Source organism: Pseudomonas sp. DY-1 (assembly GCF_003626975.1).
In the GTDB taxonomy this organism is placed as follows: Bacteria; Pseudomonadota; Gammaproteobacteria; order Pseudomonadales; family Pseudomonadaceae; genus Metapseudomonas.
Genome location: NZ_CP032616.1, coordinates 2,354,311 through 2,370,247, shown reverse-complemented (window position 1 = coordinate 2,370,247; position 15,937 = coordinate 2,354,311). Strand labels below are relative to the sequence as shown.

The window sequence follows — 15,937 nt, the reverse complement described above, 5'->3', positions numbered from 1 at the left end:
CATCAGGAGGGCGTCTTCGTTGCGCTGGAGGGTTCAAGGATTCGGCGCATGACTGCCGAGCAGGCCGGCACCGGATTTCTTGCTGCGCTTGGCAGAGCGTTTTTCCAGAAGGGTCTTTTGCGGCTTTTTCTTCGCCGCGCGTTTTGCATCGAGACCTTTGCTCATGATGGTTACTCCGCGAGAGGGTGAATGGATCAGCGCATCCCTGCCTTGAAGCGCTCAATGGCCATTACCACCTCCTGGGCTGCACGAGCCGGTTGGTTTACGGAACCGATGAAAACAGCATAGCCGCCTGGCACTCGGCTGCATGCCTTGGAAAATGTTCGACTGCTTAACACTTCATCTACCGGGCGGTGACATCGACCGGCCGCCGCCGCATCATGCGGGACCAACGCTTGCCGGCAACCGAGAGCCCAATGTCCGAACGACTGGGATACGCCGCGCAGTCCATCACCGGCTGCGTGCGTGAACACAACGAAGATGCACTGCTTTGCGCCCCGGAGCTGGGGCTCTGGGCCGTCGCCGATGGTATGGGCGGCCACCAGCGCGGCGAAGTGGCCAGCGCCGTGGCGGTTTCCACGTTGCGGGACGCAACCTCCGCCGGGCAGGACCTGGAGGCTGCGGTGCAGCTCGCCCACGCCGCCGTCGTGGCGGCAGCTGGCGGTTCTGGCATGGGTACCACCCTGGTCGCAGTGAAATTCGACGGAACGGCATTCGACCTGGTCTGGGCCGGCGATAGCCGCGCCTACCGGGTGAGCGCTGCCGGAATCGTGCGGCTGAGTCACGACCATAGCCTGGTGCAGGCGCTGGTGGACGCCGGCGAACTGACCGTACAGCAGGCTCGCCAGCATCCTCGGCGCAATGTCGTGACTCAATGTCTGGGCCAGGTGCACCAGGATCTTGAAGTCGGTCGCGTGCTGGGCACGTTGGCGCCCGGCGAATTGCTGCTGCTGTGCAGCGACGGCCTGAGCGGCGAACTGGACGACGAACAGATCCAGGCCCGATGCGCCCACGCCGAAACCCTCGACGAACTGGTCGCGCAATTGCTGGAGCAGGCGTGCGATGCCGGTGGTCGGGATAATATCTCCTGCATCGTGATCGGCCTGATGCCGCCGGAAACCTCTTTGCCTGCAAGCAGGTCCAATTCGTTCCTGAGCCGGTTGCTCAAATCCCGAAGACCCTGAACATGACTGACAATCTTCTCGATATCCCCGGCTATCTTGTGCACGGACGCCTGGGCAAAGGTGGGATGGCCGAGGTCTACCTCGCCACCCAGGAGTCCCTCAATCGCAAGGTTGCGGTGAAAGTACTGGACCGGCTGGACGACGAAGCCCTGGTTGATCGCTTCGTCAGGGAGGCGCGCATGCTGGCCTCCCTGCGCCATCCGTCCATCGTCACCATCCACGATATCGACCACCTGCCCGATGGCCGGCCCTATCTCGCCATGGAGTTCCTTGCCGGTGGCGAACTCGGCCGCCACAAGGGGCACGAGCTGGAGCCCCTGGAGGCCCTGCGCATCGTCCGACAGATCGCCGGCGCCCTGGCGGTCGTCCACGACAAGGGGCTGGTACACCGCGACATCAAGCCGGCCAACATCCTCTTTCGCGACGATGGCACGGCGGTGCTCACCGATTTCGGTATCGCCAAGGACCTCGAGCTGGATACCGAGCTGACCCAGTTCAACGTCGCCGTCGGTAGCCCTGCCTACAGCAGCCCGGAGCAGGCCCAGTGCCAGCCGCTGGACGCTCGCAGCGATATCTACAGCCTGGGCGTGATCCTCCTGGAGCTGCTGACCGGAGAGAACCCGTATCGCGGCGCAAGCTACGCCGATACCGTGCTCAACCACGTGCAGATGGACCCGCCATTGCTGCGCCGGGGGCTGTCCGACTACCAGCACCTGATCGATCGCATGCTCGCCAAGGACCCGGAAGAGCGTTTCGCCGACTGCCGGGTGTTGCTGGAAAGCCTGACCGAACTGTGCGATCTCGACCTCGATTTCACCCGCATTGCACCCGTTGTATCCGTAGGCGCATCTGCGAAAAAGTCAGCAGCACGCCAGCGCTACCGCGGCCTGCTCTGGGGGCTGGCCGGCCTCATGCTGCTGGTAGTCTCCACGGGGGGCGGTTATTACGTCGTTCTGCGCATGAAGATCGCCGACCTGCTGGAGCTGGGGGAGCAGCGACTGGCCGAAGGCAAGCTGATGGAGCCGACGGCCGACAACGCCGACTTCTACTTCCATGAAGTGCTGCGCCTGGACAACGACAATGCCAAGGCCGGTGACGGCCTGCAGCGTGTGCTTGCCGCGCGCGTCGCCAACATCCTGGCCCTGGCCGAGCAGCGCCTGGCCGAGGACCAACTGGTGCAACCCGAGCAGGATAACGCGGTGTTCTATTACCAGCAGGTGCTGACTTTGGCTCCCGGCAACGAACAGGCGCTGGCTGGGCTGGAGAAGGTCGCACAGCGCTTCGTCGATCACAGCGAAGAAGCCTACCAGCGACGTGAGTTCGCCCTCGCGCTGGAATACATCGATGCCGGACTGCAGGTCGCGCCGACGAACCCGACGCTGCTGGAGTTGCGTGCCGTTCACGACCAACGCGTGCGCAAGGCCAAGGCAGCTCGTGTGGCCGCGAGCCGCCAGACCCGGCCGCAACAGCAGGCGCGCCAGCAGGAAGAGAGCAACCCCATCAAGAAGTTCTGGAACCGTCTTTTCAACTAACTGCCAACTCCAGCAAGGTCAGGATTGCAGGCACATGGCTATCATTGCCCTGTGCCCTGCTTCCAAGGACCTCAAATGCTACGAATTCACTTCGCGGATAACCGCCAGGCGCCCATCTGGCTGGTGGATGAGCGCTTCACCATCGGTCAGGACAGTCGCAACAGCCTGGTGCTGGCGGACCCGGAGATCAGCCTGTTCCATGCGGAGATCCGCCAGGATCACGGCCAGTACTACCTGAGCGATTGCGGCACGCCTGGCGGCACCTTCGTCAATGGCGAGCGTATCGGTGCACGCTTCCAGTTGCGCTCCGACGACCTCGTGCGTATCGGCCAACTCGAACTCCTGCTGGTGGACCCGGCCAAGGCCAGCCCCAAGGCGCAAGCCTCGGCACGCTGGTTCCTGCAGGTGATCAAGGGGGAGCACGAAGGGCAGAAGTACCACGTCACCGGCTCCCTGACCTTCGGGCGCTCGGTGAAGTGTGAGCTGTGCTTCAGCGACCAGGAACTATCGCGCCGGCACTGCGAGTTCTTCCTCAAGGACGATGTGCTGGAGGTCAAGGACCTCGCTTCCGCCAACGGCGTTTTCGTCAACCAGCAGAAGGTCAGCACCGCCGTGTTGCAGCCAGGTGATCAGATTCGCATGGGCTCTGTGACCCTGCTGGTGATCGGCCCCAAGGTGGCTGCACCGCAGGTGGTGGACGAGGACGCCACGCTGTTCATGCCCGTGGCGCAGATCCCGAAGGCTACGCTGCCACGCCCGGCAGCTCGTCAACAAGTGGCCAACCCACTGCGCGCGGCGGCGCAGAACAATGTCGCCCCCTCTGAAGCCGTGCGACAGTCGCCGAACAAGGTGCTGATTGGCCTGTTGGTGCTGGTGATCGCTGCAGCCGCGGCCTATGCCGGCAAGGTGCTGCTGTAGGGGCGCATTCATCCGCCAAGGGCCGCACAGCGGCCCGGTAGGTTGGCGCTGAGCCTGCGAAGCCCAACGCGTCGGTTGCCTTGGGCCACGTTGGGCCGCGCTGCACTTGGCGCCAACCTACGAACGTCTGCGCGGATCAGGCGGTGATGCCAAACACTTCGGCCAGGTGCTCTTCATAGCGCTTCACATCCTCCTCGATGCTCGGACGCTTCATCACATCCACGCAGAGGAAGGTGGGCAGGGTGCTCATGCCGAGGAACTGGTTGGCCTTGTGGAAGGGGAAGTAGACGGCGTCCACACCCTTGGCCTCGAAGAAGTCGGTGGGGTCGTCAAAGGCCTGTTGTGGTGCGTTCCAGGTCAGCGACAGCATGTACTGTTTGCCATGGATGAGGCCGCCGCTGCCGTACTTCTGCGAAGCGTCCGAGCGGGTGCGGCCGTCGTTGGCATAGAGGCTGCCGTGACCGGCAGTGAACACCTCGTCCAGATAGCGTTTCACGGTCCAGGGAGCGCCCATCCACCAGCCGGGCATCTGGTAGATCACGACGTCGGCCCAGAGGATCTTCTGCACCTCTTCGGCAACGTCGTAACCGGAGTCAATCTGGGTTTCCTTGATGTCGAAGCCGGCGCGGTCGAAGAAGGCCAGCGCGGCATCGTGCAGGGTGGCGTTGTAGCGGCCGTCCGAGTGGGCGAACTTCTTGCCGCCGTTGAGCAACAGAATCTTTTTCATGGCAGTAGCCTCCGTAAGTCGATGTGGCGGCAGACTACCGGTCGCACCCTTGCGGAAACACCGCCCGGGGCGCAATTGATACTTGCGGTAAAGTCATGAATTGATGGGTGTGCTTTGCGATAGGGTTGATAAAAATCACGTCACCCGCGAGGCCGATGCCATGAGCCAACCCCACGCTTTTATCCTGCATGCCCATACACGTCCCGAGAAAGCCGACGAGTTCGAATCGCTATTCCGCGCTTATGTCGAACCCAGCCGGGCGGAGGAGGGCTGCGTCGAGTACCACATGCTGCGTGATGCCCAGGACCCGAGCCTGTTCATCTTCTTCGAGGTCTGGCAGAGCCGCGCCGCCTTCGACTTTCATTGCGCGTTACCGCACATGCAGAGCTTCCACGAAAACCGCATGGACTACCTTGAGCGGGACTTCGATGTCCGCGAAATCAAGATGCTCAGTCCGTCGTCCGCCAAAGCCTAGATTCCGCTGCGAATCAAACTGAGGTACTCCGGTCGGCCGCCAATGTCGTTGTGGCCGGCCCCAACGATCACTTCCCTCCGCGCCACGCCCGAGCGGAACTGGGCGAAGAGTTTTTCGCTGCTCCAGCGCGGGATGACTTCGTCGCGCTCCGCGACGATCAGCAGGGTGGGCACGGCGATGGCCGGGACGTAGCGCCAGGACTCGTACTTGTCCTGAAGCATCCAGCGAACCGGGAAGATCGGGAATTGCCGCTGGGCCAGCTCCAGGATGCTGTTGTAGGGCGTGACCAGTACCAGCCGCGCGACCCGGCGCTGGCTGGCGAGGTGAATGGCCACGCCGCTGCCCAGGCTGCGGCCGACCACGGCCACTTCGCTGTGCAGAGCGCTGACTTTGTCGAACAGCTTCAGGGCATCGTGCAGGATGGCGGCCTCCGTGGGCCGTCCGGTGCTGTCGCCGAACCCCCGGTAATGCAGCAGGTAGAGCGCGTGATCGGGAAAGGCTTCGGCGAAGTCCGGCAGGCTGCGGGACACGTCCTCGGCATTGCCGCCGAAGTAGATCAGCGCCTTGGAGCTGGCCAGCGGACGCACCGTGACGGCGATCTGCTGGTCCGTCACAGGCAGCATCAGGAGCCGGTCCGGACCGCCAATGGCACGGGGTTGCGGGAAATACAGCAGCGAACGCTGGAATGCGAACAGCAGCGTGCCGGCTCCCAGATAGAGCGCAATGGCGAGCAGGACGCCGCCGATCAGGCTGCGCCGCATGCTGATGTCGGAACGCGATCGGCGATGGGGCTCTTGAACACAGTGGATGTCCTCTCTGCCGCGGGGCGGGTTCATTCACCTTAGTCGAGGCAGGCTTGCCTAAGCTGAAAGGGCATGCCCACGCGAGGTATTCCCATGGAACGCAAACACGGTCTTGAAACCTACAAGCGCCTGAAGAAACAACACCCGGCGTACTTCCAGGCGGTGGAAACCCTCGGCGCTGTGGTGCGCCAGGCCGGCCCCCTGGATGAACTCAGCCTGCAACTGATCCAGCTCGCCGCAGCAGCGGCGATCCATTCCGAAGGGGCTGTCCACAGCCATACCCGGCGGGCCCTGGAGGCCGGCGCCAGTCCGGCGCATATCCACCATGCCTTGCTCGCGCTGACCAGCACCATCGGTTTTCCTACCGTGGTCGCGGCCCTGAGCTGGGCGGGGGATGTGCTGGAAAGCGAGGAATAGGGCGCATTGCTTCAGGTAGGAGCGAGCTTGCTCGCGAAAGAGCAGACTCAGCAAGCTCGCTCCTACAAATGCTGCCTCTATGGGATGGGGCTCACCTCCGGCTCCTGCTGCTGCAACATCCACATCTGCGCATAGGTGCCGCCGGCTTCCAGCAGCTCGCGGTGAGTGCCTTTTTCTAGCACGCGGCCGGCGTCGATCACGAGAATCTGGTCGGCATCCATCACCGTGGACAGACGGTGGGCGATGACCAGCGTGGTGCGGCCGACCTGGATGCGGTCCAGGGCGGTCTGGATGGCCTTTTCCGACTTGGAGTCCAGTGCCGAGGTGGCCTCGTCGAAGATCAGGATGGCGGGGTTCTTCAGCAGGGCGCGGGCGATGGCCACACGTTGCTTTTCGCCGCCGGAGAGCTTGAGGCCGCGCTCACCCACGGGGGTCTCGTAGCCATCGGGCAGGCGCAGGATGAAGTCGTGGATATGCGCGGCGCGGGCGGCGGCCTCCACCTCCTCGCGGCTGGCGCCGGGGCGGCCGTAGCTGATGTTGTAGTAGATGCTGTCGTTGAACAGCACGGTGTCCTGGGGAACGATGCCGATGGCGCTGCGCACCGAGCCCTGGGTCAGTTCGCGCAGGTCGTGGCCGTCGATGCGGATGTGCCCGGCATCGATGTCGTAGAAGCGGTAGAGCAGCCGGGCGAGGGTGGACTTGCCAGACCCTGAATGGCCGACCACTGCCACGGTGCCGCCGGGGGGAATCTCGAAGTCCACGCCGTGGAGTATCTCCCGGCGCGGGTCATAGCCGAAGTGCACGTTCTCGAAGCGCACCCGTGGCCGGGTGGTTTGCAGCGGGGTGGCGCCCGGCGCGTCCTGCACGTCCTGGCGCTCGTCCAGCAGACCGAACAGCCGCTCCATGTTGGTCAGCGCCTGCTTCACCTCGCGGTACATCATGCCGAGCATGAACAACGGGGCGGACAGCTGCAGCAGGTAGGTGTTCACCAGCACCAGGTCGCCGATGGTGAGTTCGCCGGCCACGACGCCCGCGGCGGCACGCCACATCATGGCCGTGACACCCATGGCGACGATGGAGGTCTGGCCCAGGTTGAGCAGCGCCAAGGACTTGGTGGCCTTGACCTTGGCGTTCTCCAGGTGGCGCAGGTTCTCGTCGTAGCGTGTCGACTCGTGGGCTTCGTTGTTGAAGTACTTCACCGTCTCGTAGTTGAGCAGCGAATCCACCGCGCGCTCATTGGCGCGGGTGTCCGCCTCCACCGCTGCGCGGTAGTAGCGGGTGCGCCATTCGGTGATGGCGAACGTCCAGATGCCATAGGCAACCAGGGTGGCGAGGGTGATGAAGGCGAAGCCCCAGTCGTACGCCCAGACCAGCACTGCAGTGACCAGCAGCACTTCGAGCAGGGTCGGGACAATGGTGTACAGCGTCCAGTCCAGCAGGTCGGAGATGGCACTCCCGCCACGCTCGACGTCACGGGCGACGCCGCCGGTGCGCCGGCCCAGGTGGAACTTCAGGCTCAGCCCGTGGAGGTGCTGGAACACCTTGAGGGTGATCTGCCGCGAGGCCCGCGCCATGACCCGGGCGAATACCACCTGGCGCAGTTCGGTGAACAGGGTGACGCCGATGCGCGAGGCGCCATAGGCCAGCAACAGGGCAACCGGCAGCACCAGGAGGCTGGGCTCGACATTGAGCCCATCGACGATCTGCTTGAGGGCGATCGGCACGTAGAGGTTGATCAGTTTGGCGGCGAAAATCAGCCCCAGCGCCAGGGCGATGCGGCCGGTGTAGGGCTTGAGGTAGGGCAGCAAGGTGGCGATCACGGCGGCATCGCCACGGGTGCCGGCCTTGCGCGCAATGGGAGCGGAACCGTCGTTCTTGTTACCGGTCGCGTCCTGCGGAGCCGGGTTGTCATCCAGGGCTGCCATCGCCCACCTGCCTTCTGTGATCAAGATCTGGCGACGATACTCCAGAGCCGGGTCTGGCGCGAAGCCACCCGAGGGCTAGCGCGCGATGGAATCGGCCACCTGCTGGACCTGTTTGCGGAACCAGCGGCGCAGCCGGTCGGCGTCGGTCCGTTCATGCCAGATCTGCATAACCTCCACCCGTGGCAGCGTCAACGGCAGCGGGTGCATGCGCAGGTCGGGGTCGCGATCCACGGCTTCTTCGGCCAGTGAGCGCAGGCAGGTGAGCAGCAGGTCGGTGCCGCGAATCAGCCGGGTCGGTGCGATGAAGCTGGACAGCCCGGCGGCGACCCGGCGGCTCAGTCCCCTGGCCTGCAGGGCCCGATCCACCAGGCCATCGAGGTCACCGGTAAGGGTAGTGAGAAGGTGCTCGCAGGCGAGGAACGCGTCCAGGTCCAGACCGTTGGCCAGGCGCGCGTTGCCTTGGGAGGCCAGGACCACGAAGTCCTCGCTCAGCAGGCGCTGCTGGTGAAAGGTGCCTGGGAGGTCGGTGTAGAAGCCGGCAATCGCCAGGTCGCAGGTGCCTTTCTCCAGCTCGTCGCGAGGGAGCTGGCCACGGGTGTTGTGGGTGACCAGAACCAGGTTCGGCGCCTGGCTGCGCAGCTTCGGCAGAAGCTTCGGCAGCAGCGTCTGTTCCACATAGTCCGTGCTGTAGAGATGGAGGCGCTCGGCGCGGCCGAGGAAGTCCTGTCCGTCGCAGAGCTCGTAGAAGGCTTCCAGCTCGCCCACCAGGCGCTGCACCTGGGGCGCCAGCTCATGGGCGCGGGGCGTGGGCGTGAGACCGCGGGGGGCGCGGACGAAAAGCGGGTCGCCGAACTGGTGGCGCAGCTTGTTCAGCTTGTGACTCAAGGCCGGTTGGCTGAGGGCCATGCGCTCGGCCGCCAGCGACGCATTGCGTTCCTGGTAGAGCACGTGGAAGACCAGCAGCAGGTTCAGGTCCTTCTTGGTGATATTCATTTTTTGGATGCCAGAAATAGAAGCTTTCGAATTATCGAATCTTAGTGCCTTGCCTAGGATGGCGGCCACTGACGCGCTGATATCCAGGAGACCCCATGACCATCAGCATCTTCGCCACCATCAGCCCCAGACCCGAGCACCGCGACGCGGTGGAGCGGGCCCTGCGAGTGATGGTCGAGCGCTCCCGGGCTGAGCCCGGCAACCTGCGTTACGACCTGTTCATCCACGAGGGCGAGGTGCTGGCTTTCGACCTCTTCGAGCTATACGCCGATGAGGCTGCCGTCGAAGCCCATCGCCAGAGCGCCCATTACCAGGCGTATCGCGCCGCCACTGCCGACTGGCTGGCCGCGCCCACCCAGGTACGCCTCGCCCGTCCGCTGGACTTGGCACCGTTCAACTGATCAGGAGATTCAACATGACCAAGGTTTCCACCCTGGCGCTGGCCCTTGCCGGCGCGATGCTGGCCGGCACGGCCAATGCGGCGCCCAAGGGCGAGGTGCTGGTGCTGCTTTCCAGCGAGAACCAGTTGCCACTCAAGGACGGTAAGCAGTACCCCACCGGCTTCTACCTCAACGAGTTCGGCGTACCCGCGGACCACTTGCTCAAGGCGGGCTACGCGCTGGTACTGGTGACCCCCAGGGGCAACGCACCGAGCGTGGATAAACGCTCCATCGATCCGCAGTACTTCGGCGGAGACGCAGCGGAAATGAAGCGCATCCAGAATGTGGTCGAAGGCCTGCCAGGCATGAACGACAGCCTGTCGCTGCAAGAAGTACTCGCCGGAGACCTGGACCGCTATGCCGGGTTGCTGATTCCCGGTGGCCACGCGCCGCTGATCGACCTGGCCAACAACCCCGAAGTGGGAGCGCTATTGCGTCACTTCCACCAGGCCGGCAAGCCCACCGCTGCCATTTGCCACGGGCCCATTGCGTTGCTCTCGGCCCAGGACGATCCCGCCAGCTACCAGGCGGCCCTCGCCCGTGGCGAGAAGCCGGCGGCGAGCAACTGGCTCTACCAGGGCTACCGCATGACGATCTTCGCCGACCCGGAAGAGCAGGTATTCGAAAGCTCCCTCAACGGCGACCGCATCCTCTTCTACCCGGCCAAGGCGATGGCAGGTGCTGGCGGCGACATGGCCTACGCCACGGCCTGGAGTCCCAACGTGGTGGTGGATCGCGAGTTGATCACCGGCCAGAACCCGTTCTCCGACCATGCGCTGGCCAAGGCGTTGGTGGAAAAGCTGGGGGTGCGGAAGAGCGAGTAACGCGCTACGCCGCTCTGGCCAGTTGGCGCCGGGCACCGACTTGCCGGGCAGCGTTCCTCAATGGAGCGCCGCGCGGCAAAACCTGCTGCGCGGTGTTTCACGCCATCGGCGGCAGCCGTCGCTTCACCGGGGTTTTCTTGACGATGGCGGTGCTGGTTTCGGCATAGACGTTGATGCGGTCCAGCAGCGTGTCGAGCTGTTCCATGGAGCGCACGCACAGCCGTGCGATGAAGCAGTCGTCGCCGGTCACCTTGTCGCACTCGGTGAACTCCGGAATGTCCTGGATCTTGCGTTCCACCACCTGCAACTGGCCGGGCAGGGGACGGATTCGCACGATGGCTTGGAGCTGGTAGCCAAAGGCCTTCGGGTCCACCTCCACCGTGTAACCCGTGAGCACACCGCGTTCTTCCAGCTTGCGCAGTCGCTCCGCGACGCTGGGGGAGGAAAGGCCGCTGATCTGCGCCAGGGCCTTGAGGGAACGGCGCGAGTCTTCCATCAAGGCGGAGATCAGCAACTGGTCGATGTCGTCGGTCATGGCGGCCTCGTTAGGTGAACGGATAAAAGTGCCTTGATAGTAAAGGTAGATGGCGAAATTAGCCTTTTCTATCGCATGGAATCTGCCCGTTGTGGCTCGTCATACTGTGCGCCACACAGAGGAGCCCATCATGGACAAATCAATACATCGCGGTTCGTTGGAAATGGTCGCCGCCATGCTCATCTCCGGCACCATTGGCTGGTTGGTGATGCTTTCCGGGCAGCCGGTGCTGGATGTGGTGTTCTGGCGCTGCCTGTTCGGCGCATTGACCTTGCTGGTCATCTGCGCGGCGATGGGCTTCCTGCGCCCCGGCATCCTTACCCGAGCCACCTTCCTCCTTGCGGTACTCAGCGGCGTGGCCATCGTCGGCAACTGGGTATTGCTCTTCGCCTCCTACTCGCGAGCGTCTATCTCCATCGGCACGGCGATCTACAACGTCCAGCCGTTCATGCTGGTCGGGCTGGCAGCACTGTTCCTCGGTGAGAAGATCACCGTGCAGAAGCTGGCTTGGCTTGCCGTGTCGTTCTTGGGAATGCTGGCCATCGTCAGCGCCCACGGCGGGCAGGGCGAAAGTGGCGGTGATTACCTGGCGGGCATTGCCCTGGCCCTGGGCGCGGCGTTGCTCTATGCGATTGCGGCGCTGATCATCAAGCGGCTGAGCGGGGTGCCACCGCACCTGATCGCGCTGATTCAGGTCACCACCGGGGTGCTGTTGCTGGCGCCCGTGGCGAATCTATCCAGCCTGCCGCAGGGCACTGATTCCTGGTCCATCCTGCTGACACTCGGCGTGATCCACACCGGCGTGATGTATGTGCTGCTCTACGGCGCCATACAGAAACTGCCGACGGCCCTGACTGGCGCACTGTCGTTCATCTATCCGATCGCGGCGATCTTCGTCGACTGGTTCGCCTTCGGCCGACACCTCGAACTGTTGCAGTGGGTGGGCGTGGCGGCGATTCTCGTTGCGGCGTTGGGGATGCAGCAGGGCTGGAGCTTCAGCCTGCGCCGGGCGGTTCAAACCCAATCGTAGGCTGGCACCAAGCGGAGCGCGGCCCAATGTCGGATTCGTTGGGCGCCGATGCGCTCAATGCAGCTCTTTCGATGCCTGGCCGAACTGGAGGTCCGCCGTATTCAGGCGTTCCAGCTCACGACGCACCATATTGGCGAAGGCCGACGGCTTGAGGTGGTACAGCTCTGTGGCTACCCAGGCGAGCCAGCGCGGGCCCATGGCGTCGCGCTGCGCCAATAGACGCAGCGCTTCGTCACGGGCCTGCCCGGCATGCTCCTCGTGGAACTGCCGGCGGCTTGCCGGATCAGTTGGCTTGCAGGCCGACATAGACGTTCTGCACGTCGTCGTGGTTGTCCAGCGCGTCGAGGAAGGCTTCCACTTCTTCCAGCTCGGCACCGGACAGGCTCACCGGGTTCTTCGCCTTGTAGCCCAGGTTGGCCGATTGCACGGTGAAGCCGAATTCCGGCAGCGCCTTGCACACGGCGTCCAGGTCAGTCGGGTCGGTGTAGAAGAGGGTGGCGCCTTCATCGGCGGCTTCGAAGTCCTGGGCACCGGCCTCGATGGCGGCCACTTCCACGTCGGCATCGGCGCTGGCAGGTTCTGCCTCGATCATGCCCAGGTGGTCGAAGTCCCAGGCAACCGAGCCGGAGGTGCCCAGTTGGCCCTTGCGGAACAGCACCCGCACTTCGGCGACGGTACGGTTCACGTTATCGGTCAGGCACTCGACGATTACTGGCACGCGGTGCGGGGCGAAACCTTCGTAGAGGGTGCGCTCGTAGTTGACCACTTCACCGGAAAGGCCAGCGCCTTTCTTGATGGCGCGCTCCAGGGTGTCTTTCGGCATGGAGGCCTTCTTGGCCTGGTGCACGGCGAGACGCAGCTTGGGGTTCATGTCCGGATCGGCGCCGTTACGCGCGGCGATCATGATCTCTTTCACCAGTTTGCCGAAGATCTTTCCTCGGGCGTTGGCGGCGGCTTCTTTGGGTTTGGCTTTCCACTGGGCGCCCATGGCGGCTCTCTCGCTGGTTCGTTGGGGGAAACGGGTGGCGATTCTACTGGGGCGACGGGGGAAGCTGCCAGCCAACTCGTCAGCCCGCCCGTGCGGAGAATCTGGCACCAATTGGCCATTATGGTTAGATTGCATATCACCAGGCCAATAGGCGCCAGGTGGTGTAGCAGCCCCTGCGAGGCGGAGTCCGAATGCAGTTGCCCAGCAGTTCCAACGCGCCGGAAGGCGCCAGAGATGAGCGATTCGACGGCCTGGTCCGCATGGCCAGGCGACATTTCGGCGTCAGGGCCGCGCTCCTGACCACTGGCAACAGGGGGCTCCAGCAGGTTTGCGCCTGTGACGGCTGGACACTCGTCGACCCATTGCCGGATGGCCACCTGCCTCTTTTTCACGTCACCCAAACCGATGCGCTGCTCGTGGTGCCTGATATCCACAGGGACGAGCACTTGCGCAATCACGACCTGGTGAAGGTCTTGCCCGGCCTGCGCTTTCTCGCTGCCTGCTCTTTGCCGGGGGCGGATGGCGCCCTGTTCGGCGTGCTCTACCTGTTGCACGACCAGCCCCGAGATCTGGATGTCGAGCAGCACCAGGGGCTGCGCGATCTCGCTGAACTTGCAGCTGGGGTGCTGGTACGTGAGGAGTCGGATCGACGGGAGCTGGAGCGTCTGCAGGAAAGCGAGCGGCGCCTGGCGCCAGCCATCGCCGGAAGTGGAACCGGAATCTGGGATCGCAATGCGGTGACCGGCGAAATCCACTACTCCACCGGCTGGAAAGCCTTGCTGGGGTACGCGGACCACGAGGTCGGCAATCGCATCGAGGAGAGCTACACCCGCGTCCACCCGGACGATCTGGCTTACGTGCAGGCAACCATTCAGGCCCACTTCGAGCGACGTACCGAAGCCTACGAAGTGGAACACCGGCTGCGTTGCCGGGACGGAAGCTACAAGTGGGTGTGCAGTCGCGGCAAGGTGGTTGAGCGCGATGAGTTCGGCAAACCGCTGCGCATGGTAGGCACGACCACCGACATTACCGCCATGCGGGCACTGTCCGAAAAGATGCAGCAGACCGCTGCGTTGATGACAGACCTGACCAACGAGATTCCGGGCATGGTCTTCCAGTACCGGCGACGGCTGGATGGGCACTCGTACTTTTCCTATGTCAGCGCCGGGGTTCGCGAAATCTACGGGCTGACGCCGGAGCAACTGGAGCAGAGCGCGGACGCGCTGCATGCGATCATCCACCCGGACGACCTCGCGCTTTACCTCGGATCGCTTGAGACTTCCGCGCGGGACCTCAAGCCGTGGCACCTGGAATACCGGGTTCAGCTCCCGGGCTGTGGCGCGTCCTGGCGGCAGGGTGATGCGCGGCCCAGGCCCCTGGCGGACGGCAGCGTGCTCTGGCACGGATTTATCACCGATATTACCGAGCGAAAGCTGATCGAAGCCGAACTGCAGGTATTCGCTACCACCGATTCGCTGACCCAGCTCTCCAATCGCCGACATTTCATGCAGCAGCTCGAGAGCGAACTGGCGCGTGTGCAGCGCTCGGTCGGCTATTGCGCGGCAATCCTGATGTTCGACCTCGATCACTTCAAGTCAATCAATGATCGTTGGGGCCATTCCGTGGGAGACCTCGCGCTGCGGCACTTCTCGGCGATTCTCTGTGCCCAGTTGCGTCGCACTGACGCCGCCGGGCGTATGGGCGGCGAAGAGTTCGCGGTGGCGCTGAGCAATGCCTCCGTAGGCGAAGCCATGATCTTCGCCCAACGTGTCCAGCAGGAGCTGGACCGCACACCGCTGCCTCACGGCGACGAGCGCCTGGCCCTGGCCGTCAGCGTTGGTATTGCCACTATCCACCCCACCGATGTCAGCGCCGAGGCCACCTTGTCACGCAGCGACATGGCGCTCTATCGCGCCAAGCGGGGCGGTCGTAACCGCATCGAATGCCATTGAAAGATGCGGGCCCGTCGCGGCGACCAGGATCCTGGCCAGCTGCCGGTCCCCTCTCTCTGCAAGCTCGCGCTTCTGTCGAATGCCACCTCCTGATTTCATCTCCCCAGCTCCGCCATTCTCGGTGTGCCCAGTCTTCATGCTCTGGAGCCGGCGCACGGCTGCTTGAAAAGGGGGAACTGGAGGGCGGCATCGAGTAACAAACCCTTATTCAGGGCATTGCAGGACGAGTAACCACATGGCGGATTTTCTTTTACCTGCGCGCCGCTAATTGCCACGGAGAGTGCACAGGATGGGGCGGAATCGCGCATCATTGAGCGCAATCAGCTTGAGGGAGGTTTCCATGGAGGTCATGTCATCCGTTCTGCGCCTTGGTGTGCTGTCGCTGGGACTGGCGCTGGCCAGCACCGCGGTGGCGAGTGAGGAGACGCAACTGGTCGATTCCATCAATGTCTATCGCGGCCAGGTACAGCCTTGTGCCGGCCAGGCGTCGATGGAGCTACCCCCGCTCAAGGCTGACCCGCGCCTGATCCTGCCGGCCGGCAGCATTGGCGACCTCCAGCAAGCGCTGTCGCGAACGGCTTATCCCCTGGTCAACGTGCAGGCCATCAACCTCTCCGGCCCGCGTGACGCCTCGGCGGCCATGAAGGCCTTGAAGGAAAGCTTTTGCCAGGTGGTGCTGGACCCGCAGTTCGTCGATGTCGGTGTGAGCCGCGAGGGTCAGGACTGGCGCATCGTGCTGGCGCGGCCATTGCTGGCCGGCGGGCTGGGCGACTGGCAGGCTGAAGGGCAGAAGCTGCTGGCGCAGATCAACACCGCTCGCAACCAGGCCCGCCAATGCGGCACCCAATCCTTCGCCGCCGCACCGCCGCTGACGTGGAATGCCACCCTGGCCGGTGCCGCGCTGGAACATACCCGCGCCATGGCCAACCAGAACTTCTTCGACCACAAGGACCGCGATGGCCGTACCCCCGGCGACCGCGCCGAGCTGGCCGGCTACTCCGCCCAACTGATCGGCGAGAACATAGCCGCCGGCCTGGACACCTCCAGCAAGGTGGTAGACGGCTGGCTGGCCAGCCCCGGCCACTGCGCCAATCTCATGAACCCGCAATTCCGCGAACTCGGCGCCGCGTACGCGGTGGACCCGAAGAGTGACGCGGGCATCTACTGGACGACGATGTTCGGAGCGCAGTGAGT

18 protein-coding genes are annotated in these 15,937 nt (G+C 64.0%); 10 read left to right on the top strand and 8 right to left on the bottom strand.

From position 1 onward, the window contains the following. Window positions 1-33: 33 nt before the first annotated feature. Window positions 34-165: a hypothetical protein gene (locus D6Z43_RS28340; RefSeq protein WP_256660989.1), complete on the bottom strand. Its 132-nt coding sequence runs from the start codon at window positions 163-165 to the stop codon at window positions 34-36. A gap of 251 nt (window positions 166-416) precedes the next feature. Here D6Z43_RS28340 and D6Z43_RS11280 point away from each other — a divergent pair, with 251 nt between their 5' ends. The 3 genes from D6Z43_RS11280 (at window position 417) to D6Z43_RS11270 (ending at window position 3,634) form a co-directional block, all read left to right on the top strand. Beyond that, entirely contained in the window at window positions 417-1,184 is a 768-nt protein-coding gene (locus D6Z43_RS11280; RefSeq protein ID WP_120652120.1) for a PP2C family serine/threonine-protein phosphatase, read from the top strand. Window positions 1,185-1,186: 2 nt separating this feature from the next. Then, on the top strand, window positions 1,187-2,716 hold the full coding sequence (locus tag D6Z43_RS11275) for a serine/threonine-protein kinase (protein ID WP_120652118.1): 1,530 nt from the start codon (window positions 1,187-1,189) through the stop codon (window positions 2,714-2,716). Between the two features lie 75 nt (window positions 2,717-2,791). Next, window positions 2,792-3,634 carry an FHA domain-containing protein gene (locus D6Z43_RS11270; RefSeq protein WP_120652116.1) on the top strand — a complete coding sequence of 281 codons (843 nt, stop codon included), beginning with the start codon at window positions 2,792-2,794 and terminating at the stop codon, window positions 3,632-3,634. 136 nt (window positions 3,635-3,770) lie between these two features. Here the strand turns inward: D6Z43_RS11270 and D6Z43_RS11265 are convergent, their stop codons facing one another. Then, the gene (locus D6Z43_RS11265) at window positions 3,771-4,361 is read right to left on the bottom strand and encodes an NAD(P)H-dependent oxidoreductase (protein ID WP_120652114.1); all 591 of its coding nucleotides are present in this window, start codon (window positions 4,359-4,361) and stop codon (window positions 3,771-3,773) included. 160 nt (window positions 4,362-4,521) lie between these two features. Here D6Z43_RS11265 and D6Z43_RS11260 point away from each other — a divergent pair, with 160 nt between their 5' ends. Next, window positions 4,522-4,836 (top strand): putative quinol monooxygenase, encoded by a 315-nt coding sequence (locus D6Z43_RS11260; RefSeq protein WP_120655240.1) that lies wholly within the window; start codon window positions 4,522-4,524, stop codon window positions 4,834-4,836. Here D6Z43_RS11260 and D6Z43_RS11255 read toward each other — a convergent pair. After that, entirely contained in the window at window positions 4,833-5,597 is a 765-nt protein-coding gene (locus D6Z43_RS11255; RefSeq protein ID WP_120652112.1) for an alpha/beta hydrolase, read from the bottom strand. The genes D6Z43_RS11260 and D6Z43_RS11255 overlap by 4 nt on opposite strands. 135 nt (window positions 5,598-5,732) lie before the next feature. On the opposite strand from D6Z43_RS11255, the gene D6Z43_RS11250 reads away from it, so the two are divergent. Next, entirely contained in the window at window positions 5,733-6,056 is a 324-nt protein-coding gene (locus D6Z43_RS11250; RefSeq protein ID WP_120652110.1) for a carboxymuconolactone decarboxylase family protein, read from the top strand. 77 nt (window positions 6,057-6,133) lie between these two features. Here D6Z43_RS11250 and D6Z43_RS11245 read toward each other — a convergent pair whose 3' ends face one another. Beyond that, complete coding sequence (locus D6Z43_RS11245; RefSeq protein WP_120652108.1) at window positions 6,134-7,981, bottom strand: ABC transporter ATP-binding protein/permease; 1,848 nt, start codon at window positions 7,979-7,981, stop codon at window positions 6,134-6,136. A 75-nt stretch (window positions 7,982-8,056) separates the two neighbouring features. Continuing rightward, window positions 8,057-8,974, bottom strand: coding sequence for a LysR substrate-binding domain-containing protein (locus tag D6Z43_RS11240; RefSeq protein WP_120652106.1), 918 nt, complete (start codon window positions 8,972-8,974; stop codon window positions 8,057-8,059). Window positions 8,975-9,069: 95 nt separating this feature from the next. Here D6Z43_RS11240 and D6Z43_RS11235 point away from each other — a divergent pair, with 95 nt between their 5' ends. Both D6Z43_RS11235 and D6Z43_RS11230 read left to right on the top strand, forming a co-directional pair. Beyond that, window positions 9,070-9,375, top strand: a complete 306-nt coding sequence (locus D6Z43_RS11235) for a putative quinol monooxygenase (protein WP_120652103.1) — start codon at window positions 9,070-9,072, stop codon at window positions 9,373-9,375. A gap of 14 nt (window positions 9,376-9,389) precedes the next feature. Continuing rightward, a complete protein-coding gene (locus D6Z43_RS11230) occupies window positions 9,390-10,238 on the top strand; it encodes a type 1 glutamine amidotransferase domain-containing protein (RefSeq protein ID WP_120652101.1) in 849 nt (282 codons plus the stop codon). 97 nt (window positions 10,239-10,335) lie between these two features. Here D6Z43_RS11230 and D6Z43_RS11225 read toward each other — a convergent pair whose 3' ends face one another. Beyond that, window positions 10,336-10,773: an Lrp/AsnC family transcriptional regulator gene (locus D6Z43_RS11225; protein ID WP_028630156.1), complete on the bottom strand. Its 438-nt coding sequence runs from the start codon at window positions 10,771-10,773 to the stop codon at window positions 10,336-10,338. Between the two features lie 130 nt (window positions 10,774-10,903). Between D6Z43_RS11225 and D6Z43_RS11220 the strand changes: the two genes are divergently transcribed. Beyond that, on the top strand, window positions 10,904-11,803 hold the full coding sequence (locus D6Z43_RS11220) for a DMT family transporter (RefSeq protein ID WP_120652099.1): 900 nt from the start codon (window positions 10,904-10,906) through the stop codon (window positions 11,801-11,803). 54 nt (window positions 11,804-11,857) lie between these two features. Here D6Z43_RS11220 and D6Z43_RS11215 read toward each other — a convergent pair whose 3' ends face one another. Both D6Z43_RS11215 and D6Z43_RS11210 read right to left on the bottom strand, forming a co-directional pair. Continuing rightward, window positions 11,858-12,109 carry a hypothetical protein gene (locus tag D6Z43_RS11215; protein WP_120652097.1) on the bottom strand — a complete coding sequence of 84 codons (252 nt, stop codon included), beginning with the start codon at window positions 12,107-12,109 and terminating at the stop codon, window positions 11,858-11,860. After that, on the bottom strand, window positions 12,087-12,791 hold the full coding sequence (locus tag D6Z43_RS11210) for a YebC/PmpR family DNA-binding transcriptional regulator (RefSeq protein WP_120652095.1): 705 nt from the start codon (window positions 12,789-12,791) through the stop codon (window positions 12,087-12,089). Before D6Z43_RS11210 ends, D6Z43_RS11215 begins: the two co-directional genes overlap by 23 nt. Before the next feature lie 191 nt (window positions 12,792-12,982). Between D6Z43_RS11210 and D6Z43_RS11205 the strand changes: the two genes are divergently transcribed. After that, window positions 12,983-14,743: a diguanylate cyclase gene (locus D6Z43_RS11205; protein ID WP_120652094.1), complete on the top strand. Its 1,761-nt coding sequence runs from the start codon at window positions 12,983-12,985 to the stop codon at window positions 14,741-14,743. Between the two features lie 340 nt (window positions 14,744-15,083). Continuing rightward, the gene (locus D6Z43_RS11200) at window positions 15,084-15,935 is read left to right on the top strand and encodes a CAP domain-containing protein (protein WP_120652092.1); all 852 of its coding nucleotides are present in this window, start codon (window positions 15,084-15,086) and stop codon (window positions 15,933-15,935) included. The last annotated feature ends 2 nt before the right edge of the window (window positions 15,936-15,937 follow it).